The sequence below is a fragment of the Amycolatopsis sp. NPDC050768 genome (assembly GCF_040654155.1).
In the GTDB taxonomy this organism is placed as follows: domain Bacteria; phylum Actinomycetota; class Actinomycetes; order Mycobacteriales; family Pseudonocardiaceae; genus Amycolatopsis.
The window spans coordinates 100,844-121,757 of record NZ_JBFAHL010000001.1; the positions used below are offsets into that span (position 1 = coordinate 100,844).

The 20,914-nt window shown below is 71.4% G+C and carries 19 protein-coding genes; 4 read left to right on the forward strand and 15 right to left on the reverse strand.

All coding sequences use genetic code 11. The annotated features are described in order from the left end of the window. Positions 1–16: 16 nt before the first annotated feature. Positions 17–838 (forward strand): siderophore-interacting protein, encoded by an 822-nt coding sequence (locus AB0H62_RS00445; RefSeq protein WP_220246469.1) that lies wholly within the window; start codon positions 17–19, stop codon positions 836–838. Between the two features lie 17 nt (positions 839–855). Here AB0H62_RS00445 and AB0H62_RS00450 read toward each other — a convergent pair whose 3' ends face one another. Genes AB0H62_RS00450 through AB0H62_RS00460 form a run of 3 tightly spaced genes read right to left on the reverse strand, consistent with a single transcriptional unit; the run spans position 856 to position 3,111 of the window. Further along, the gene (locus tag AB0H62_RS00450; protein WP_360583238.1) at positions 856–1,347 is read right to left on the reverse strand and encodes a DinB family protein; all 492 of its coding nucleotides are present in this window, start codon (positions 1,345–1,347) and stop codon (positions 856–858) included. Next, positions 1,347–2,141: a uroporphyrinogen-III synthase gene (locus AB0H62_RS00455; RefSeq protein ID WP_220246467.1), complete on the reverse strand. Its 795-nt coding sequence runs from the start codon at positions 2,139–2,141 to the stop codon at positions 1,347–1,349. The genes AB0H62_RS00450 and AB0H62_RS00455 overlap by 1 nt, the downstream gene beginning before the upstream one ends. Then, positions 2,134–3,111 (reverse strand): YafY family protein, encoded by a 978-nt coding sequence (locus AB0H62_RS00460; RefSeq protein WP_220246466.1) that lies wholly within the window; start codon positions 3,109–3,111, stop codon positions 2,134–2,136. The genes AB0H62_RS00455 and AB0H62_RS00460 overlap by 8 nt, the downstream gene beginning before the upstream one ends. A 62-nt stretch (positions 3,112–3,173) precedes the next feature. On the opposite strand from AB0H62_RS00460, the gene AB0H62_RS00465 reads away from it, so the two are divergent. Continuing rightward, positions 3,174–3,572 (forward strand): DUF3224 domain-containing protein, encoded by a 399-nt coding sequence (locus AB0H62_RS00465; protein WP_220246465.1) that lies wholly within the window; start codon positions 3,174–3,176, stop codon positions 3,570–3,572. A gap of 11 nt (positions 3,573–3,583) precedes the next feature. Continuing rightward, positions 3,584–4,702, forward strand: coding sequence for a winged helix DNA-binding domain-containing protein (locus AB0H62_RS00470; protein WP_360583241.1), 1,119 nt, complete (start codon positions 3,584–3,586; stop codon positions 4,700–4,702). Here AB0H62_RS00470 and AB0H62_RS00475 read toward each other — a convergent pair whose 3' ends face one another. Then, positions 4,703–5,176 (reverse strand): MarR family transcriptional regulator, encoded by a 474-nt coding sequence (locus tag AB0H62_RS00475; protein WP_255638681.1) that lies wholly within the window; start codon positions 5,174–5,176, stop codon positions 4,703–4,705. 111 nt (positions 5,177–5,287) lie between these two features. Here AB0H62_RS00475 and AB0H62_RS00480 point away from each other — a divergent pair, with 111 nt between their 5' ends. Beyond that, positions 5,288–6,487: an FAD-dependent monooxygenase gene (locus AB0H62_RS00480; RefSeq protein WP_360583244.1), complete on the forward strand. Its 1,200-nt coding sequence runs from the start codon at positions 5,288–5,290 to the stop codon at positions 6,485–6,487. A gap of 36 nt (positions 6,488–6,523) precedes the next feature. On the opposite strand, the gene AB0H62_RS00485 is transcribed toward AB0H62_RS00480, so the two are convergent. From AB0H62_RS00485 to AB0H62_RS00535, 11 genes are all read right to left on the reverse strand, one after another. Beyond that, positions 6,524–7,327 (reverse strand): DUF3626 domain-containing protein, encoded by an 804-nt coding sequence (locus tag AB0H62_RS00485; RefSeq protein WP_360584623.1) that lies wholly within the window; start codon positions 7,325–7,327, stop codon positions 6,524–6,526. A 55-nt stretch (positions 7,328–7,382) separates the two neighbouring features. After that, complete coding sequence (locus AB0H62_RS00490) at positions 7,383–8,486, reverse strand: uroporphyrinogen-III synthase (RefSeq protein WP_360583246.1); 1,104 nt, start codon at positions 8,484–8,486, stop codon at positions 7,383–7,385. Further along, a complete protein-coding gene (gene nirD / locus AB0H62_RS00495; RefSeq protein ID WP_220246461.1) occupies positions 8,483–8,821 on the reverse strand; it encodes a nitrite reductase small subunit NirD in 339 nt (112 codons plus the stop codon). Before nirD ends, AB0H62_RS00490 begins: the two co-directional genes overlap by 4 nt. Continuing rightward, positions 8,818–11,322 carry a nitrite reductase large subunit NirB gene (nirB, locus tag AB0H62_RS00500; RefSeq protein ID WP_360583248.1) on the reverse strand — a complete coding sequence of 835 codons (2,505 nt, stop codon included), beginning with the start codon at positions 11,320–11,322 and terminating at the stop codon, positions 8,818–8,820. Before nirB ends, nirD begins: the two co-directional genes overlap by 4 nt. Next, a complete protein-coding gene (locus tag AB0H62_RS00505; RefSeq protein ID WP_360583250.1) occupies positions 11,322–12,659 on the reverse strand; it encodes a nitrate/nitrite transporter in 1,338 nt (445 codons plus the stop codon). The genes nirB and AB0H62_RS00505 overlap by 1 nt, the downstream gene beginning before the upstream one ends. Before the next feature lie 32 nt (positions 12,660–12,691). Beyond that, positions 12,692–14,107: an FAD-dependent oxidoreductase gene (locus AB0H62_RS00510; protein ID WP_360583252.1), complete on the reverse strand. Its 1,416-nt coding sequence runs from the start codon at positions 14,105–14,107 to the stop codon at positions 12,692–12,694. Next, positions 14,104–16,158, reverse strand: a complete 2,055-nt coding sequence (locus AB0H62_RS00515; RefSeq protein WP_360583254.1) for a molybdopterin oxidoreductase family protein — start codon at positions 16,156–16,158, stop codon at positions 14,104–14,106. Before AB0H62_RS00515 ends, AB0H62_RS00510 begins: the two co-directional genes overlap by 4 nt. 127 nt (positions 16,159–16,285) lie before the next feature. Further along, entirely contained in the window at positions 16,286–17,083 is a 798-nt protein-coding gene (locus AB0H62_RS00520; protein ID WP_354871450.1) for a TIGR02569 family protein, read from the reverse strand. Between the two features lie 153 nt (positions 17,084–17,236). Further along, the gene (gene moeZ, locus AB0H62_RS00525; RefSeq protein ID WP_220246455.1) at positions 17,237–18,418 is read right to left on the reverse strand and encodes an adenylyltransferase/sulfurtransferase MoeZ; all 1,182 of its coding nucleotides are present in this window, start codon (positions 18,416–18,418) and stop codon (positions 17,237–17,239) included. Between the two features lie 123 nt (positions 18,419–18,541). Continuing rightward, entirely contained in the window at positions 18,542–19,750 is a 1,209-nt protein-coding gene (locus AB0H62_RS00530) for a DUF3152 domain-containing protein (RefSeq protein ID WP_360583256.1), read from the reverse strand. Positions 19,751–19,830: 80 nt separating this feature from the next. Next, positions 19,831–20,832 carry an alpha/beta fold hydrolase gene (locus AB0H62_RS00535; protein ID WP_360583258.1) on the reverse strand — a complete coding sequence of 334 codons (1,002 nt, stop codon included), beginning with the start codon at positions 20,830–20,832 and terminating at the stop codon, positions 19,831–19,833. Positions 20,833–20,914: the final 82 nt, after the last annotated feature.

Sequence of the window (20,914 nt, forward strand, 5' to 3'; positions counted from 1 at the left end):
AGGTTAGGTTTGCCTAATGGCATTGCTGACTGCGCACCGCGGCCGGGTCACCGCGGTCCGGCGGGTCACCCCGCACATGGCCAGGGTCACGTTCGACTGCGCCACGCTCGCCGCGACCGAAGGCTTCGGACCCGACGCTTACCTGAAGGTGTTCTTCCCGCTCGACGGTCAGGACGAGCCGCAACTGCCGCCCCCGCCGACGAGCGGCGACGTGGTGTCCTGGTACCAGTCCTACCTCGCGATGCCCGACGAGGTCCGGCCGCCGATGCGCACCTACACCGTGCGCGCGTTCCGGCCCGCGCTCGGCGAGGTGGACATCGACTTCGTGCTCCACGACGACACCCTGGGCCCGGCCTCGGCGTGGGCCGCGCAGGCGGCGGAGGGCGACCGGGTCGCGTTCGTGGGGCCGCACAGCCTGTACGAGGTGCCGGAAACCGCCGAGTGGCAGCTGCTGGTCGGCGACGAGACGGCGCTGCCCGCGATCGGCGCGATCGTGGAGAACCTGCCGCGGTCGACACGGGCTTCGATCTACGTCGAGATCCCGGACCGCGCCGAACGCCAGACGTTCGACACGGCCGGTGGCGTCGAGCTGCACTGGGTCGTGCGCGGCACCCGGCCCCACGGCGAAGCCCTGCTCGATGCCGTGCGCGCCGCGAACCTGCCCGGTGGCGCGCCGTACGCCTGGGTTTCGGGCGAGGCCAACGTCGTGAAGCACGTCCGCCGGCACCTCGTGCGCGAGCGCGGCTTCGACAAGGACACGATCTGTTTCACCGGCTACTGGCGCCACGGCCTCAGTGAGGAAGCGGTCGGGCGCGAGCGAGTGGCTGCAATTTCCTGAGCTGTGGCTTCCTGAGCTCAGGCGGCCAGGATCTGTTCGCGCAGGATGTCGGCGTGGCCGCAGTGGTGGGCCAGCTCCCGCAGCACCTGCAGGTACACCCAGCGAACGGTGCGCGGGCCGGACCGGTGGCCGGTCGCGACGGCGTCCAGCGCCAGATCCGCGACCACCGTCCGGGCCGTGGCGCAGGCTTCCCGGTAGGCCGCCGTGACCGAGGCGACGGTGTCGTCGTCGGCGAGCCGGAACGACTCGTCCGGACTCCGCACCAGCCCGAGCTCACCGCGGGACGTCCCACCGACGCATTCCTCGAACCACACCCGCTGCATCCAGGTGACGTGCTTGAGCAGCCCGAGCGGCGTCGTGGCCGACGCCACGAGCCGACGGCGGGCCTGCTCCTCGGTGAGCCCGTCGAGCGTCATCTCGATGCCCACGCGGTATTCCTCGATGAACGCCTCGAGCTGAGTGCGTTCGTCGTCCAGCGGCACCGCGAACGAACCCCTGAACTCACCCATCAGGCCCTCCCCAACGTCGAGACCACCAGCTTCACCAAAGCACCGAGCCGTTGCCGGTCCGGTTGGCACGTCGGAATGCCCTGCGCTTCGAGCGGGGCCGCCGTCACCGGGCCCACGCAGAAGGTCTTGATCCGGCCCGCGCGCACCACGTCGAGGGCGCCGGTGCCGGCGGTCAGGGTGAGGAAGTTGGTGGCGGCCGGGGCGCTGGTGAAAACGAGGGCGTCGACTTCGCCCGCCTGGATGTCGTGTGCCAGGGAGAGGACCGGGGCAGTGTCGGCGGGTGAGTGCCAACGGTAGGGCTGCACCGCGACCACCTCGGCGCCGACCAGCTGCCCGGTGAACTCCGGCAGTGGAGCGCCGTGCAGCTGGACGGCAACGCGGGAATCGACCACACCCGCGGACACCAGCGCGGCGAACAGCTCGGCGTTGCTCTCCCCCGGCGCCGAGAACTCCTCGCGCAGCCCCGCTCCCCGCACCGCGCCCACGGCTTTCGGGCCGCGCGCGAAGATCCGCGACGAGCCCAGCGTCGTGAGCAGGTCGTTCTTGAGGCCCCAGCCGTCGGCGGCGGCAAGCCAGCCGCGGAAGCCGGCACCGGTCGTGACGGCCGTGAAAGCAACCGGCGCGGCGAGCACGGCTTCGGTGCTGAGCCGCAGCTCGGGGTCTTCGGCGAGGGGCACGATGGTGATCGTCGGCGCGTGGCGCACCTGCGCGCCGTAGCGGAGCAGTGCGGAGATGAGGTCCTCGGCGCGGCGCTCGGCCGTGACGCCGATCCGCACCCCGTCCAGCTCACCCATAGGTCGCGCCCATCTCCCTGATCGCCTCCGCGAGCTGCGCCCGCAGGTCCGCTGGCTCGAGCACCTCCAGGTGCGGCCCGAACCGCAGCAGCTCGCCGATCGCGGGTTCACCCGGCTCGACCGGCAGCCGCATCGTGAGCCAGCCTTCCTCATCGGCGACCGCGCCGCCGTCCAGGGCCTCGCGCAGCGCCCGCGCCCCCACGCTGCCCGCGTAGAACGGCAGCAGACCCTGCGCCCGCGGCGACAGGCGCACGGTCGCGAGCCGCGGGTACATGCGCCGCTCGAACTGCTCCGACCACTCCTGCCAGTAACGAGGCAGGTCGAAATCCGCCGGTCGCTCGAAAGCCTCGCCGAGGTCCGTCAGCTCGAGGATCCGGGAAATCCGGTACGTGCGATCGGACCCCTCGCACCGGCCGGCGAGGTACCAGTTTCCCGCCTTGAGAATCAGGCCGAGCGGCTCCAGCACGCGCTCGACCTCGCGTTGGCCCCAGCGTTCGTAGCGGATCCGGACGCGGTGGCTCGACCACACGGCGTCGGCGACCGCGGACAGCACCGGCAGGCTCTCGATCCCGCGGTGCCACCCGGGCACGTCCAGGTAGAACCGCTCGGCGACGCGACCCGCGCGGCTGCGCAGCTCCTTCGGCAACGCGGCATACAGCTTGAGCTGCGCTGCCGCCAGCACCGTGCCGAGGCCCAGCTCCGCCGCGGCCACGGGCAGGCCGGCCAGCGAAAGCGACTGCGCCTCCTCCTCGGTGAGCCCGGTCAGCCGCGTGCGATAGCCGTCGACCAGCTGGTAGCCGCCGGTGCGGCCGCGGTCGGCGTAGACGGGCACGCCGGAAGCCGACAGCGCGTCGATGTCGCGGTAGACCGTCCGGACGGAGACCTCCAGCTCGGCGGCCAGCTCTTCGGCCGTCATCCGGCCACGGTTCTGCAGCAGGAGCAGCACCGTGAGCAGCCGGGACGCGCGCATGAATCGAGTATGACCGAAAATCCTGACACAAGCTGACAGGTATGGGCGGTTGAGTGGGTCCCATGAACACGTTCAGCATGAAGAACTGGGACGAACACCTCGCCAGCGGCAGCGAAGGCGGCCCGCGCGTGGCCTACGCGCACGCCACGATGGAGTACAGCGGCGTGATCGAAGGTGATTCGATCTGCGATTACCTGCTGTACTACGCGGGCGAGGGTTACGACGGCGGCGGCACCACGTCGCCGAGCTTCGAACGGTTCGACGCGACCGTGGACGGTCGTCGCGGCACGTTCGTGGTCCGGCACGAGGGTGGCTTCGACCCGAAGGGCATCTGGTCGAAGTTCGACGTCGTGGCCGGCTCCGCGACGGGCGAGCTCACCGGCCTGACCGGGTCGGGCACGGTGAAGGGCACGATGGGCGAACCGACGGTGTCGTACACCTTCGACTACGCGCTGAGCTGAAGGAGGCCGCTGTGCTCGAGGTGTCACGCAAGCAAGTGATGGCGTACCGGGTCGCGCGGCACGGGCTGCACCGGGACTTCGCGGACCCGATGGCGTCGCCGCTGTTCGACCTCGGTCTGCAGGACAGCATGCGTGACACCGCCCTGCTCGCCCTCTCGGCGCGGTCTTCGACGCCGGTGGAGCCGACGTCCCTTGTGGACGATCCGCGCGTGGTGCTCGTCTGGTCCCACCGCGGCGCGCCGCACTTCCACCGGCGCGAAGACCTGCGCGAGCTCGTGACGTCGCTGATCCCCCTCGACGACGCCGACGCCCTGGCCCGGATGCTGTGGCAGAAAAAGGAAATCGGCGCGACGGGCGTGCCCGCGTCGGAGGTGCTCTTCACCGCGGCGCGGGCCATCCGCAAGGTCGTGACGCAGCCGATGTCGAAGGGCGCGGTGAGCGCCGCCGCCACGCGCGAGCTGCCGCCCGAGTACTCCCGCTGGTGCCGCCCCTGCAACGCCACGCACATCCAGGAGCAGCTCATGCGCCTGGCCACCCTCCACGGCGGCGTGCGCCTGGAAGCCGACCAGTCCCCGGCGACGCTGGCGCCGTTGGAAGACCGTGGCCGCATGCGCACTTCGCCCGACGCGGCGGCCGTGTCGCGCGTGGTGCGCGGCTACCTCGTTGCCAACGGCCCCGCCACCCAAGGCGACGCGGCGGGTTTCGTGGGCACGGCGAAGACGGCTCTGTCGGCTGCGTGGCCTGATGATCTGGTCGAGGTCAAAGTGGACGGTCGCCGGGCGTTCCTGCCCGCCGATCAGGTGGCTGCGCTGGAGAATCCGCCGTCGCCGTCGGTGGTTCGGTTGCTGCCGCCGCTGGATCCGTTCACGCAGGCCCGTGACAAAGCCGTGCTGGTGCCGGACAAGGCCCGCGCGAAGGAAGTGTGGAAGATCCTCGGCAGCCCCGGCGCGTTGCTGGTGGACGGCGAGCTGATGGGCGTCTGGCGCACCCGCGGTTCAGGCAAACGCCTGGCCGTCACGGTGACCACGTTCGACCCGCTTCGCGCGGCGGATCGGGATGCGGCTGAGGAAGAAGCTTCCCGGGCCGCCACGGCTCGCGGGCACGCGGATTTCTCCGTCGCCTGGGGCTAGTCACTCCACTTCGGACAGCCGGGCCGTCAGGTCGTCGACGAACCGGTTCAGCAGCGTGCCGAACGTCCGCTGGTCCTCGATCGACCAGTCGGCCACCGCCTCGGTGAACCAGCTCAGGACGGTCTGCAGGTAGCGCCCGGCCGCGGCGACGCCGTCCGGCGTGAGCTCGATGAGGCGGGCGCGCTGGTCGTCGGGGTCGGTGACGCGGCGGACGAGCCCGCGCTTCTCCAGCGTGTTCAGGTGGCGCGTGACGTGCGGCCCTACGACCTGCATACGTGTGGCGATCTCGCCGACGCGCAGCGGCTTGCCCGCCATCTGCAGGGTGATGATCACGGTGAGCGCCGGCCGGTCGAGGGCGAGGCCGGCCTGCTCCATGGCGCGTTCCCCGAGGTGGCTGCGGTTGAGCACCGTGCTCAGCTGCATCAGGCGCGGCAGCACCGTCATCGGGTCGAGCCGGCCTTCTGTGTCGCTCATCACACCTCTTACATACCTAAGTTAGCTATATAGTTGCCTCGAGCGCAGGAGTCGTCCAGGGCCCGTTGCGCTCGCGAGAAGCATACCTAACTTAGCTATCGAGGAGACACCATGACCACCGTCCTGATCTCCGGCGCCAGCATCGCCGGCCCCGCGCTGGCCTACTGGCTGCGTGAATACGGCTTCGACGTCACTGTCGTCGAGAAGGCCGAGGCCCTGCGCGGCGGCGGCTACCCCATCGACATCCGCGGCACCGCCCTCGGCGTGGTCGAACGCATGGGCCTGATGCCGCGGCTGCGCGAAGCCCACGTCGACAGCCGCAGGCTCACCTTCCTCAACGAAGACGGCAGCACGGTCGCGTCGCTCAGCCCCGACGCCATCGCCGGCGGCGTCGAGGGCCGCGACCTGGAGGTCCGCCGAGGCGACCTCGCCGAGGCGCTCTACAGCACCATCCGCGACGACGTCGAGTTCCTCTTCAACGACAGCCTCGCCGCCCTCGACGACCGCGGCGACGCCGTCGACGTGACCTTCCGCAGCGGCCGGCGCCGCACGTTCGACCTGGTCATCGGCGCCGACGGCCTGCACTCGGGCGTCCGCGCGCTGGCGTTCGGCCCGGAGGAGCAGTTCCACCGCTACCTCGGCTACTGCTTCGCCGGTTTCACGATGCACAACGACTTCGGCTTGGCCCACGAAGGCGTCCTCTGGTCCACCCCGGGCCGCGGCGCCGCCCTCTACGCCGTGGGCGACAGCGACACCATCTTCGGCTTCCTCAACTTCACCCGCCCCGAGCCACCCTTCGACGCCTTCCGCAACCCGGCCGCCCAGCGCGAGCTCGTCGCCGAGGTCTTCGAAGGCGACGGCTGGGAGATCCCGCGCCTGGTCGCGGCCATGCGCACGGCCGACGACCTGTTCTTCGACATCGTCAGCCAGATCCACCTGCCTCGCTGGTCCTCCGGCCGCGTCGCCCTCGTCGGCGACGCCGCCCACGCGCCGTCGTTCCTCACGGGCCAGGGCTCCAGCACCGCGCTCGTCGGCGCCTACGTGCTGGCGGGCGAGCTGGCCTCGCACGCCGACCACACCGCGGCGTTCGCCGCCTACGAACAGACCGCGCGCCCGTTTGTCGAGGCCAACCAGGCCCTCGTCACCGTCGGCAACGCCACCATGTTCCCCGCCACGCCCGAAGCCCTTGCCGAACGCAACGCCGGCCTGCGCGAACTCACGACGCTGCCCGTCGGCCCGGGCCGCCCGGAGCACAGTGCGCTGGTACTGCCGGACTTCACCGGTCGACGGCCGGCCGGTAGCCGCGCCTGACCGGGTTGCGTCCTTTTCGGACAGTCCGGTGCGTGCTCATCCTCGAAGCTCGGCAGAGCCGAACCTCGCCACGTAGTGCCAGACCCGCTTGAGTGCCTGCTCGTCGTGCCGGCCGGCGCGCGACGCGTCACCGAGAACACGGGGATCGAGGCGGCCGTCACGGGCCAGCGATTCCCCGAGCCGCACGAACTCCGAGCCTCGGTACTCCGGATACCGACGCAGTTCGCTCGTAGCCAGGACAAAGCCGCCGTGCCATTCGACGGCGCACGGCAACCGGGCGGCAGCGGCCTCGATCGGAGTGCCGCGGTAGCAGGGGTCCAGCACCACAGCTTCGACGTCGGCGTGAAGATCGAGCACACCGTGGACGTGCGCTTCGACGTAGTCGTCGAGCGGATCCGGGTCGTCCGCCAGGGCTGCCGCGATCAGCGCCGACAGGCTCGACGCGACGCCGAATCGCCGGGGTTCGAAGAAGCTGTCGGGGTAGCAGAACGTGGTGCGAGCCAGAACCGGCCCGGCCAGGCGCAGGTGGGCCGACCCGAAACGCGGTGAGCCACCGATCCGGCGTCGGCGGAAGTTCAGCGAACCGTACTTCGGCCGCTGCGCCGGCGGTGCGTCGTCGTAGGCCCCGGCGAAGATCCGGCTCTCCCAGCGCCAGCGGGCGCCGCCGGGGTGCGCGGTGAGGCCCCCGTTGCCCGTGCCGGTCTCGAACTGCGACCGGTACACCGCGTCACGAGCCAGCAGTTCCAGAATCGGTGTCCCTGCGACGAGCCGATCCGGGTGGAAGTGCAGGGTCACTCGCCACGACGGGTCCGCGGGCGCACCGGCCGCGAGGGTTGCCATGTGGGCGATCGCGGTCTCGTGCGGCTGCGGCATGGCTCCAGTATCCGCGCCGGCCTCACCGGTCGACGGCCAGCCGGTAGCCGCGTTTGACCACGGTCTGGATCACGGCCGGGCCGCCGAGGGCGGTGCGCAGGCGGCCGATCGCTGTCTCCACCGCGTGTTCCTCGCCGCCGCCGGGGAGAGAGGTGGTGAGTTCGCGGCGGGAGACGACGCGGCCGGGTGAGTGGGCCAGGGCGCGGAGCAAGGCCATGGGGGCGGGGGCGATGTCGTGCCAGTCGCCGTCGAGGAGGACGGCGTGGCCGCGCAGTTCCAGCGCGTGGCCGGCGACGGAGAGGCACGGGGTGCGGACCAGGAGCGCGTCGGCGACGATGCGGGCGAGGGCGCCGAGGCGGGAGCGCGCGGGCTGGACGGTGGGGATGCCCAGCGCCGCAAGGGGTGCGGCCGTGATGGGGCCGACGCAGGCGACGACCACGCGCGACGTCAGGGCGTCGACCAACGCCGGCAGACGGCCGGTGCGGCGGGCCAGGGCGAGCGTCGATGCGGCGGCCGGCGCGGACGTGAAGGGCAGGGCGTCCACGGTGCCGTCGAGCACGGCGTCGACCAGGCGGTCGAGCGGGCCCGGATCGGCCGGGCCGACCCAGCGGTAGACGGGGATCTCGATCACCGACGCACCCGCCGCCCGCAGGGCCTCGGTGAAGAACGGCAGGGGCTCGCCGTGGAGCTGGACGGCGATCGTCAAACCGTCCACACCGGACGCCAGCAGGTGCTGCAGCACGCCCGCGTTGCTTTCGGACGGTGGGGAATAGTCCTCCGACAAGCCCGCGGCCCGCAGGGCGCCCGTGGCTTTCGGGCCACGGGCGACGAGGCGGGCGCGGGCAAGGTGGGCCAGCAGCGCATCGCCGAGGTTCCAGCCCTCGGCGGCCTCCACCCAGCCACGGAAGCCGATGCCGGTGGTGGCGACCACTACATCCACGGTGGACCCCAGCAGCCGCACGGTGGCCGCGTGCAGCTCCGTATCGTCGGCGAGCGGGACGATCCGGATGGCCGGGCCGTACCGAACGGCAGCCCCCTTGCGCACCAGCAGCGCGCCGAGCTCGTCCGCCCGGCGCGCCGCGGTGATGCCGGCGACGAAACCGGCCAGCGGGAGCACGTCCGTCACGGGGAGCCCACCTCGACGATCCCTTCCCGCACGCGCACGCGATAGACCGGCACGGAAACACCCGGCGCGTCCAGACACTGTCCGGTGTGGAGCGAGAACCGTTCCTTGTAGACCGGGGACGTGACCACGGGCTCACCCCCGGCGTCGCCCACGATCCCGCGCGACAGCACCGCCGCGGCACTGCACGGATCCCAGTTGGACAGAGCGAACCACTGCGAGCCGACGTGGAACACGGCCACCTGCTCGCCCTCCACCAGCGCCGCCACGCCGGAGCAGTCGCCCACCCGCGAGACCGCGCACACCGCCGTCCAGGTCCGTTCGATCGATGTCGTCATCGCCGCACCTCCGGAACGCCCAGCAGTACCGGAACCCGTTGGAGGCGCTCCGGCCGGAACGAGATCGACGGGTCCGGCGTGCCCGGCGCGTTCACGAACGAGCTGAACCGCGCCAGCTTCTCCGGATCCTCCAGCACGCCGCGCCACTCGTCTTCGTAGTCCGTGACGTGCTTGGCCATCGCGGCGTCGAGGTCCTCGCAGATGCCGAGGCTGTCGTCCACGATCACCGCGCGCAGGTGCTCCAGGCCGCCGTCGAGCTCCTCCAGCCACGGTGCCGTGCGCTGCAGCCGGTCGGCCGTGCGGATGTAGAACATGAGGAACCGGTCGATCGTCCGGATCAACGTCGGGGTGTCCACATCGGACAGGAACAGCTGCGCGTGGCGCGGGGTGGCGCCGCCGTTGCCCCCCAGGTAGAGGTTCCAGCCGTGCTCGGTCGCGATCACGCCGAAGTCCTTGCCGCGTGCCTCCGCGCATTCCCGCGCGCAGCCGGAGACGCCGGACTTGATCTTGTGCGGCGAACGCAACCCGCGGTAGCGCAGTTCCAGCTCGATCGCGAGGCCGACGCTGTCCTGCACGCCGTAGCGGCACCAGGTCGACCCGACACACGACTTCACCGTCCGCAGCGCCTTGCCGTACGCGTGCCCGGACTCGAACCCCGCGTCCACGAGCCGCCGCCAGATCTCCGGCAGCTGGTCCACCGTCGCGCCCAGCAGGTCGATCCGCTGGCCTCCGGTGATCTTCGTGTACAGCCCGAAGTCCTTCGCGACCTGCGCGATCACCATCAGCTTCTCCGGCGTGATCTCGCCACCGGGGATGCGCGGGACCACGGAGTAGCTGCCGTTGCGCTGCAGGTTGGCGAGGAACTTGTCGTTCGTGTCCTGCAGCGTCGCTTGTTCACCGCCGAGGATGTGGCCGTTGCCGAGCGTCGCCAGGATCGACGCGACGGCCGGCTTGCACACCGCGCAGCCCGAACCCGTGCCGTAGCGGCTGACCAGCTCGCTGAACGTGGTGATGCGCGTGGCCCGCACGATCTCGAACAGCTCCGCCCGCGAGTGCGCGAAATGTTCGCAAAGCGCCGTCGACTGTTCGACTCCGCACGCGTTGAGCAACTTCGCCAACATCGGCACACACGAGCCGCACGACGTGCCCGCTCGCGTGCACGCCTTGAGCTTGCCGACCGAGTCGCAGCCCTCCTCGTGGATGGCCCGCGTCAGCGCACCCTTGGAAACGCCGTTGCACGAACAGATCTGGGCCTCGTCCGGCAACGCCTCCACTCCGACCGCCGCGCCGCCGCCGGCCGGCGCGAGCAGCGCACCCGGCTCCGCGGGCAACGGACGGCCGACCAGTGCCCGCAGCGTGTGGTACTCGGCCGCGTCGCCCACCAGCACGCCGCCGAGCAGCGTCCGGCCGTCGTCGGTGACCACGAGCTTCTTGTACGTCCCTGCCACGGCGTCGTTCACCGCGACTTCCAGCGCGCCTTCGGTTGCCGCGTGCGCGTCGCCGAAGCTGGCGACGTCGACACCCATCAGCTTCAGCTTCGTGGCCGTATCGGGCTCCGGGAACGACGCCGCTCCCCCGGTGAGCCGCGCCGCGACGACCTCCGCCATCGCGTACCCCGGGGCGACGATCCCGTACACCCGCCCCTCGACGGCCGCGCACTCGCCGATCGCGAACACGGCCGGATCGCTGGTGCGGCACTCGGGGTCCACCAGCACCCCACCGCGTTCGCCCACGGCCAGGCCACACTCACGCGCCAAGTCGTCGCGTGGGCGGACACCCGCGGAGAACACCACGAGGTCCACGTCCAGCTCCGTACCGTTGCCGAGCTTGGCCAACAGCCTTGACCCGTCAGCCTCGAGGGCGTCCGTCGACGTTCCCGTGTGGACAGTCACGTCGAGCTGCTGGATGAGCCGGCGCAGCAGCGCGCCACCACCCTCGTCGACCTGCAGCGGCATCAGCCGCGGCGCCATCTCCACGACGTGCGGCGACAAGCCCATGTCCCGCAACGCCTTCGCGGCCTCCAGTCCGAGCAGCCCGCCGCCGATCACCACCGCGGACCGTCGCCCACGGCCCGGCTTCGAGGCAGCCACCCGGATGGCATCCAGGTCGTCGATCGTCCGGTACACGAACACACCCGGCAGCTCCCGCCCCGGCACCGGCGGCACGAACGGCCGCGAGCCTGTGGCCAGAACCAGAGCGTCGTACTCCTGCACGCGACCGGCCGAGGTCGTCACCGTGCGAGCTTCGCGGTCCACCGCCACCACGGCGTCACCGAGGCGAAGATCCACAAGGGAATCGTCCGCGTAGTCCGCGCCCGGCAGGGCCAGCGCGGCCGGATCCCACGTGTCCACATAAGACGTCAGCGCCACCCGGTCGTACGCGGGCCGGTTCTCCTCCGCCAGCACCACGACGCGCCACTCGCCGGCCGTGTCCGCCGCGCGCAGCGCCTCCACGAGCCGGTGCGCGACCATGCCGTGCCCGGCCACCACGAGTGTCCTCATCAGACCTCCGCCCCGGCCAGCGCGACCTGCGCCCGCACCGCGGGTTTGCGCAGGTACACCACCCACGTCACGCCCACGCACACCGCGTAGAACACCAGGAAGCCGACGAACGCGGGAATCCCGCTGTGCGCGTCGGCGAACGACTGCCGAAACGCGAGGTTGATGAACAACCCGCCCAAGGCTCCGATCGCCCCCGCGAGCCCGATCAACGCACCCGACAGGCGACGGGCCTTGAGCAGTTCCGCCGCCTCGTCACCACCGAGGTCGATGGCCGCGCGCGCCTTCACCTGGAAGATCGCGGGGATCATCTTGTACGTCGAACCGTTGCCGATGCCCGTCAGGACGAAGAGGACGATGAACGCGACCGTGAACAACCCCAGCGAGCTCGCCGACGAAGCCAGCACCAGCACCACCGTGGCGAGCGCCATCAAGCCGAACGTCGCGAACGTGACCCGGCCGCCGCCGAGCCGGTCGGACAGCCGGCCGCCCAGCGGCCGGGCCAGCGAACCGAGCAGCGGCCCGAGGAACGTCACCGCCGCCGCCTGCAACGGCGTGCGGCCGAACTGGTTCTGCAGCACCAGCCCGAACGCGAAGCTGTAGCCGATGAACGACCCGAACGTGCCGACGTACAGCAGCGACATCACCCACGTGTGTCCATATCGGACGACCTCACGCATGGCCTTGGTGTCACCGCGGACCGTGGCGAGGTTGTCCATGAACAGCGCCGCGCACAAAGCCGCGATCACGATCAGCGGCAGGTAGATGAACAGCACCAGCCGCGGCGCGGTCGCACCCACTGTGCCGATCACCAGCAAGCCGACCAGCTGGATCACCGCGACACCCAGGTTTCCGCCGCCCGCGTTGAGGCCGAGCGCCCAGCCCTTGTACCGCTCCGGGTAGAACGTGTTGATGTTCGTCATCGACGACGCGAAGTTCCCACCGCCGACGCCGCCCAGCGCAGCCATCAGCACGAACGTGCCGAGCGACGTTCCGGGGTGCAGCACGATCGCCGTCAGCACCGTCGGCACCAGCAGCAACGCCGCGCTGAAGATCGTCCAATTGCGACCGCCGAACTTCGCGACGGCGAACGTATAAGGCAGCCGCATGATCGCGCCCACGAGCGTCGGCGTGGACACCAGCAGGAACTTGTCCGCCGCCGAGAACCCGTACGCGGGGCCCATGAACAGCACGACGACCGACCACAGTGTCCAGATCGAGAACCCGATGTGCTCGGCGAACACGGAGAACCACAGGTTGCGGCGGGCGATCCTCTTCCCGGTCGTCTCCCAGAAGGTCTCGTCCTCGGGTGTCCAGTGCTCGATCCAGCGATTCTTCACGGCGTCCTCCTTGGCAAGAGAGAGTCGGGTGCTCACTGCGCCGCCAACCAGCCCGCGACGGCCGACACGGTGTCGTGGCAGCCTCCGCAGCCGGTGGTGGCGCGGGTGGTGCGGGCGAGCGCGGCGACGTCGGTGGCGCCACCGCGCCACGCGTCGACGAGCCGGCCCTTGGTCACGGCGTTGCACCGGCAGATCAGCGCCGACGCCGGCAGGTCGGCAGGGCTCGCGGCGGCCGGCGCGCCCGCGGGCAGCGCGCGGCCGAGCAGCACGGCGAGCCGGTCTTCGGGCAGCGGGATGCCGCGGTCGTGGAACTGCGTGACGGTGGCCGCGGCGTCGGGCAGGCCGAGCAGGATCGCGCCGGTCACGCGGTTGTCGCGGACCACGAGCTTGCCGTAGCGGCCGCCGGACGGGTCGTCGATCGTGAGCACGTCGGCGTCGTCACTCGCGTGCGTCTCACCGAGCGCGGTCAGGTCGACACCCCGCGCCTTCAGCCGCGTGACCACGCTCGTGCCTCGGTAGCGCGCCGCGGTGTCGGCGCCGGTGAGGAGGTCCGCGAGCACCGCGGCCTGCTCCCACGCGGGTTGCACGAGCCCGGCCGGTGCGTGTGCGTGGCGCGCGCAGTCACCGAGCGCGTGAATGCGGCCGTCGCTGGTGCGCAGCAGGTCGTCGACGAGCACGCCGCGGTCCACCGCAAGCCCGGCGGCCTCGGCCAGCGCCGTGTTCGGGCGGACGCCGGCGGCGACCACCACGAGGTCGGCCGGGACGAAGCTGCCGTCGTCGAGCTTCACGCCGTCGCCAGGCAGGTGGCGCGCGGCCGTCGCGTCAAAGCGGAAGGTCACGCCCAGCTCGGCGAGCCGCCGCGCGAGCACGCGGCCGGCGCCGGCATCGAGCTGGCGTTCCATCGGGTGGCCGTGCGGGTGCACCACGGTCACATTCGCGCCGCGCCCGGCGAGGCCCCGTGCGGCCTCGAGGCCGAGCAGCCCGCCGCCGAGCACCACGACCGGAGCACCGGGCCGGGCGGCGTCGAGGATGCGGGTGCAGTCGTCGAGGGTCCGGAACATCGCGACGCCCGGCCCCGGCTCGAGCCCTTCGACCGGCGGGAGCCACGGCGTGGCGCCGGTGGCGAGCACGAGCGCGTCGTACTCCAGCGGGCCGTCGGTGGTCTCCACACGACGGTTCGCGCGGTCGACCCCGGTGACGGACGTGGCCAGCCGCAGGTCGACGCAGGACCGAGCCGCCCAGTCCTCGTCGTGCAGCCGCACCGTCGCCGCGCTCAGCCCGCCCGCGAGCACGGACGACAGCAGCACCCGGTTGTACGCGGGATGCGGCTCGGCGCCGACGATCGTCAGCCGTACCCGCTCCGCCGACGGGTCCCGGCGCCGCAGCTCGTCGGCCAGCCGGGCGCCGGCCATGCCGTAACCGGCCACGACCACGTGCCGGGCGCTCATGCGGCCACCCCGGCATCCACTCTGGACAGTGCGACCGCGCACACCTTGAACTCCGGCATGCGGCTCACCGGGTCGAGCGCCGGGTTCGTCAGGAGGTTCGCGCGCCCCTCGCCGGGAAAGTGGAACGGCAGGAACACCAGGTCGGGCCGCAGCGAGGCGACGCACCGCACGCGGGCGACCGTCTCCCCGCGTCGCGAACGGACCAGCGCCCGCTCCCCCTCGGCGAGGCCCGCGCGGGCGGCGGTGTCGGGGTGGACCTCCACGAACACCTCGGGCACGACGTCCACCAGCTCCGGGATCCGGCGCGTCTGGGCGCCGGACTGGTAGTGCTGGAGCACCCGGCCCGTGGTGGCCTGCAAGGGAAACTCGGCGTCCGGCAGCTCCGCGGGCCCGGTGTGGTCGACGGCGGCGAACCGAGCGCGGCCGTCCGGGTGGGCGAAGCGATCGAGGAACATCCGCGGGGTTCCGGGGTGCTCCGCGGAAGGCACCGGCCAGTGCAGCGCCTCACCGGAGCGCAGCCGGTCGTAGGTGATGCCGGAGTAGTCCGCCGTGCCGCCCTTGGACGCCGCGCGCAGCTCGTCGAACACAGCCGGGGCGTCCACCGGGAACCGCTCGGCGGGCTGACCGAGCCGGGTGGCGAGCTCCCGCAGCACGTCGAGGTCGGACCGGACGCCCACCGGCGCGTCGACGGCCTTGCGGCGCAGCAGGATCCGGCCTTCGAGGTTGGTGAGCGTGCCGTCTTCCTCCGCCCACTGCGTCACGGGGAGCACGACGTCAGCGCGCTCGGCCGTCTCCGACAGCACGAAGTCGGCGACCACGAGGAGGTCCAAAGCGGACAGTCGATCTTGGACGCGGCGGGACCGCGGCGCCGACACCACGACGTTGCTGCCGAACACCAGCAACGCCTTCGGCCCGCCCTCCTGCCCCAGCGCCTCGAGCAACTCCGTCGCCGAACGCCCCGGCCCCGGCAGGCTTTCCGGCGCGACACCCCACACTCCGGCCACGTGCTCGCGCGCGGCCGGGTCGTCGATCTTCCGGTACCCCGGCAGCTGGTCCGCCTTCTGCCCGTGCTCGCGCCCGCCCTGGCCGTTGCCCTGACCGGTGAGGCAGCCGAACCCGGAACCGGCGCGACCGGGCAGCCCCAACGCCAGCGCCAGGTTGATCCACCCGCTGACGTTCGCCGTCCCCGTCGCGTGCTGCTCGGTGCCCCGCGCAGTCAGCACGTACGCGTTGTGCGCCTCACCCAACATCTCGGCAGCTCGGCGTTGATCGGCCGCCGCAACCCCGGTCACGCGCTCGGCCCGCTCCGGCCACCACGCAGCGGCGAGGCGCCAGGCTTCGTCGAACCCGTTCGTGCGAAGATCCACATAGGACTTGTCGAGATGCCCCTCGACGACCACCGCGTGCAGGATTCCCGACGCCAAAGCCAGATCCGTCCCCGGTGCCGGCGCGAGGTGCAGGCTCGCGAGCTCGGCCGTCGGCGTGCGCCGCGGGTCGATCACGATCAGCTCGGCACCTCGCAGGTGCTGCACGAACGGCGGCATCGTCTCCGCCGGGTTCGCCCCGGCCAGCAGCACCACGTCCGCTTCGGCCAGATCCGTGACGGGGAACGGCAACCCGCGATCGGCCCCGAACGCCTTCAGCCCCGCCGCCGCGGCCGACGACATGCAGAACCGGCCGTTGTAGTCGATCTGCGACGTCCCCAGCGCGACCCGCGCGAACTTCCCCAGCAGGTAAGCCTTTTCGTTGGTCAGCCCACCGCCGCCGAACACCGCGACGGAGTCGGGCCCGTGCGACGAACGCAGCTCACGCAGCTTCGCCGCCACGAGGTCCAGCGCCTCGGCCCAGCTCACCGGCGTCAGCTCACCGTCACGCCGGATCAGCGGTGTGGTCAGCCGATCGCCGGAACGCAGGAGCTCCCCGGACGTCCAGCCCTTCTGGCACAGGCCACCCGCGTTGACCGGGAAGTCGCGCGGAGTGACGCGCGTGCCGGCCAAGCGCATCCCGCACTGCAGTGCGCAGTAGGGGCAATGCGTGTCGACGTGCGGCACGGGCGCTCCTCGGGGTCGGCGATGGCCCCGACGCTAAGCACGCCGTGTTACCTGGAGATGCCTGATTGTTTCAGGCAGTTGACATCACTCGCCACTTTCCGCGACCTCACGGTGAGGTCGGAAAAACTCAGAGGATCGCGCTGACCTCACGCGCCGCCGCGCGCAGACCGTCGAGCGCCGCGCCCGTCGAACGCGGGTTCAACGCGTTGGCCGCCAAGCGGAACAGCACCGCGCGAAGCAGCAGCTGCGGCCACTCCGGCAGGTGCGCCCAGCGGTCGAGCAGCTCGCCGGTGGCGCCGCCCCACGCCAGGGCGTCGACGGCCACGATCGCCGCGCCCCACTCGCCCGGCCGGTAATACGGCACGAAGTCGACGATGCCGGGCGCCGCGTCACCGTCGAAGAGCACGCCCGCGAGCAGCTCGCCGTGCGCGACCTGCAACGGCAGCTTGATCGGCCGGCGCGACGGCGCGAGCACCTCGAACCAACGACCGCCCTTGGCCTCGTCGAGCGGGCGATCGAGCTCTTCCCACGCGATGCGGTCGGCCACCGCGTCGAGGTCGTCGCGCGCGGACAGGAAATCGGGCCGCGGCAGGTCGGCCGTGGCGCGGTGGAGCTTCACCGCCGCGAGCATGGCGCCGTCGACGTGGTTCTCGGCCGTGCCCGAGACGTAGCGCCACGCCGACCAGTCGCCGACGATCCAGCGGCCGTCGCTCGCGCGCACCGGCTTCGCGATCCGCAGGCCCGGGTCGTCGGCGTGCTCCAGCGCGCGGGCGGTCCACAACGTGCGCGAGCGGTCGGAAACCGGCTTCAGCACCAGCTCGCCGCAGCGCCAGGCCGTCGAGTCCGGCAACGCCGAAACGAGGCCGATGTCGCCGCCGAAGGCTGCGCACACCCGCTCAGGTGGCCGTTCGAGAGTGGACCTCACGAGAGCCGAAGGTACCCGCCTGTGCGCGCCACGAACGAGAAGACGCGCTGGTCACGGAACGCTTTCATATTTCCGACACACCCGCCGCCACGCGCCCAAAACGCCAGGAAGGCCTCCCCGGCGAACCGGGGAGGCCTTCCTGCGCGGGAACCGTCAGTAGGTGGGCAGGCTCGGGTCGATCTGCTTGGCCCAGGACAGGATGCCGCCACCGAGGTGCGTGGCGTCCTTGAACCCGGCCGCGTGCAGAGCGGCCAGCGCCTCCGCCGAACGCGCACCCGACTTGCAGTGCAGCACGATCGGCTTGTCCTGCGGCAGCTCGGCCAGCGCCTCGCCCGAGAGGATGCGGTCCTTCGGGATCAGCGTCGCGCCCTTGATGTTCACGATCTCGTACTCGCCGGGCTCGCGGACGTCGATGAGGGCGAAGTCGTCGCCGTTGTCGAACTTGGCCTTGAGCTCCGCCGGCGTGATCGTGCTGCCCGAAGCGGCCTGCGCGGCCTCGTCGGACACCACACCGCAGAAGGCTTCGTAGTCGATCAGCTCGGTGATCTTCGGGGTCTCCGGATCCTTGCGGATCTTGACCTCGCGGTACTTCATCTCCAGCGCGTCGTAGCTGATGAGCCGCCCGAGCAGGGGCTCACCGATGCCGGTGATGAGCTTGATCGCCTCGGTCACCATGATCGAGCCGATGGACGCGCACAGCACGCCCAGCACACCACCCTCGGCGCACGACGGGACCATGCCCGGAGGCGGCGGCTCCGGGTAGAGGTCGCGGTAGTTCAGGCCCTTGCCGTTGGGCGCGTCTTCCCAGAAGACGCTGACCTGGCCTTCGAAGCGGAAGATCGAGCCCCACACGTACGGCTTGCCCAGCAGCACGGCGGCGTCGTTGACCAGGTAGCGCGTGGCGAAGTTGTCGGTGCCGTCGAGGATCAGGTCGTACTGCTCGAAGATCTCGAGCGCGTTCGCCGACTCCAGCCGCTCGACGTGCAGGTACACCTTGACCAGCGGGTTGATCTCGGCGATCGACTCCTGCGCCGACGCGGCCTTGAGCTTGCCGACGTCGGACACCCCGTGGATGACCTGGCGCTGCAGGTTCGACTCGTCGACCACGTCGAAGTCGATGATGCCGAGCGTGCCGACACCCGCCGCGGCGAGGTACAGCAGCGCAGGGCTGCCGAGGCCGCCGGCACCGATGACCAGGACCTTCGCGTTCTTCAGCCGCTTCTGCCCGGTCACCCCGACGTCCGGGATGATGAGGTGGCGGCTGTACCGGGCCACCTCTTCCTTCGTGAGCTCCGCAGCCGGCTCAACGAGCGGCGGCAGTGCCGTGTCTGACATCGGGTCCTCCATACTCGCGTGGATCGCGTAGTCAATCCCAGTATCCACAACGCCCACAGGCAAGGTGGGCTTCCCGGCGTCCGGATCGTGGGACGAGGGTTGCTTTGTACGGCGGGACCGGTTCTACGCGGGCGGCGTCGGGTTCGGCCAGGCGTTGGGCACGCAGACGTGGTGGTCGGAGGCCACCTTGCCCTTGTCGCCGCCGGGGATGTTGTTGAGCATCGCCACATAGTCGTCGGCGACGCCGAACGACTGCTGCATCATCACGGGCGCCGGGTCGCCGGTCGCGGGACAGCCGACGTGGATGTTGCCGAGCGCGTGGCCCACCTCGTGGTTGATGGCGTACTGCCGGTAGCCCGTCATGTCCGCGCCGTAGGCCTTCGCGCCACGCACCCAGCGGGCGAGGTTGATGAGCACGCGGCCCATGCTGCGGCGGTAGCAGGAGGCCTCGAACTTGATCTGAAACCCGCACGCGTCGGCGCGGTGCGTGGTGTTCGGCGTGGTGAGGCTCACGCGGAAGCTCGGGTCGGGGTAGCTCGCGTCCACGCGCTGCAGCCGGATCTTGCCGTTCCACGTCCAGCTGCGCGGGTCGGACAGGATGCCCTGCACGGCCGTGGCGAAGCTGTCGTCGCCGGCGTAGCTGGACGGGTCGATGCCGTCTTCGACCTCGACGGTGTAGGTGTACAGCTTGCCGCTCTTGCCGACCGTCGGGCCGGAGCCCGGCACGACGTGCCAGGTGCCCTTGCCGCTCTCGGTGTAGTTGCCGCCCGTGGGCAGCTCGGCCGTCGGCACGTTCACGTCCGCCGGCTTTGCGGGGTTCTCGGGGATGGCCTGGCCGCCGTCGATCGCGCCGGCCGCCGCGTCGCCCACCGCCGATTCGCCGGTGCCCGCGGTGGTGGTCGAACCGGGCTCGGCCGGGCTGGTGGCCGTGTTCACCACGACGAGCGCGGTGATGACGACCAGGATCGGCAGCGCGTACACGCGCCAGCCGTAAGTCTTCACGAACCCGCCGACGCCGCGCTTCTTCGCGGCCGGCCTGCGGGCGGCGGGCTTCTCCTCGTCACCCTTCGGCTGCCACGACGCCTTCAGCGGCTCCGCGCTGGTGCGCCGGGAGCCGGGGCGGTAGCGGTCCTCGCCCACGCGCTGGGCGGGCGGCTTCGACGGCCGGAACTGGCCGACGCGCGGGGAGCCCGTGTCCGTGAGCGGTGAGTTCCTGGAGCTGGTTGACGAACTGCCTGACGAATTCTTTGACGAGGCCGACGTCGCACGCCTGGCTGAACCGGCGTACGAGGCTCGCCGGTCGTCTCCTCGTGCGTCCTTCGGCCGGTCCACCGCCCCAGGGTGCCATATTCGAACCGTGATGCTCTCGGCGACCGGCTGATGACCGAGAGATGATCTGTCACTCGTTCGGACTACCAGATGCCCTTTTCGGCGGCCTCCCACAACCCCAGAACCGCCCGCGCTACGACATTCGGGCGTTCCATCTGAGCCACGTGCCCGGTTCGGGGAAGGACCAGCAGCCGGGCGTGTCGGAGCAGCCGCGCGGTGCGGGGCGCGCGCCGCACGGAGATCACCCGGTCGTGAAGGCCCCAGACGACGAGTGTGGGGATGCTCACCCGCGCCGCGACGGACCACAGCGACGCGTCGCCGACCGCGCTCCAGCGCCGGAAGATGCCGAACGTGCTGCGCGCCATCGCGGGCGCGGCCCAGGCCAGCGCGGCGCGGGCGCCGTGCTCCTCGGTCAGCTCGTCGAGCCGCTGCTCGGGGAACTTCGCCAGGTCGTAGAAGCACAGCTTGATGACCTGCGCCGCGCGTTCGCGGGCCGTCATCGAGGCCAGCCGGCGGCGCACGCGCGCGCCCACCACCGGCAGGTACGCCAGCGCCATCAGCGGGTCCGACAGCCGCCGCGGGTCCGGGCGGCGGTCGGGCATCGCCGGCGAGATCAGCGTGAGCGTGCGGACCAGCTCGGGGCGCGCCGCGGCCACGAGCAGCACGACCGCGCCGCCCATCGAGTTGCCGACCAGGTGCACCGGCCCCGCGTCGAGGCCCTCGATGTAGCGCGCGACGACCTCGGCGTGCTCGTCGAGACTGAAGTCGAAGCCGGCGGCGGGCTCTGAAAAGCCGAAGCCCGGCAGGTCGATCGCGCGGCCGCTCGCGGTGGGCGCGAGCAGCGCGGCGAGGTCGGTCCAATTGCTGGACGACCCGCCGAGCCCGTGCACGTAGACGGCGACGGTACCGTCGGGTCCAGGGGTGCGGCGTACGTTCAGCGAAACACCGCCCACGTCCTCGACAACGCCAGGCCAGGGCGGCAGCACCGGCTCGAGCGCGGGCAACGGCGCCGTGGACAGCGGCACGTGAGTCACAACCGGGCGCACCGCCGTCGCGGTCGCCGGGCGCGTCGTGGATGTGGTCACCACCCCAGGATGCCCGACACTTGGCGTTCCGGGCGTACCCGCGAGTAATCTCAAACCCGCTTCACGCGGCGGTGCTACTGCC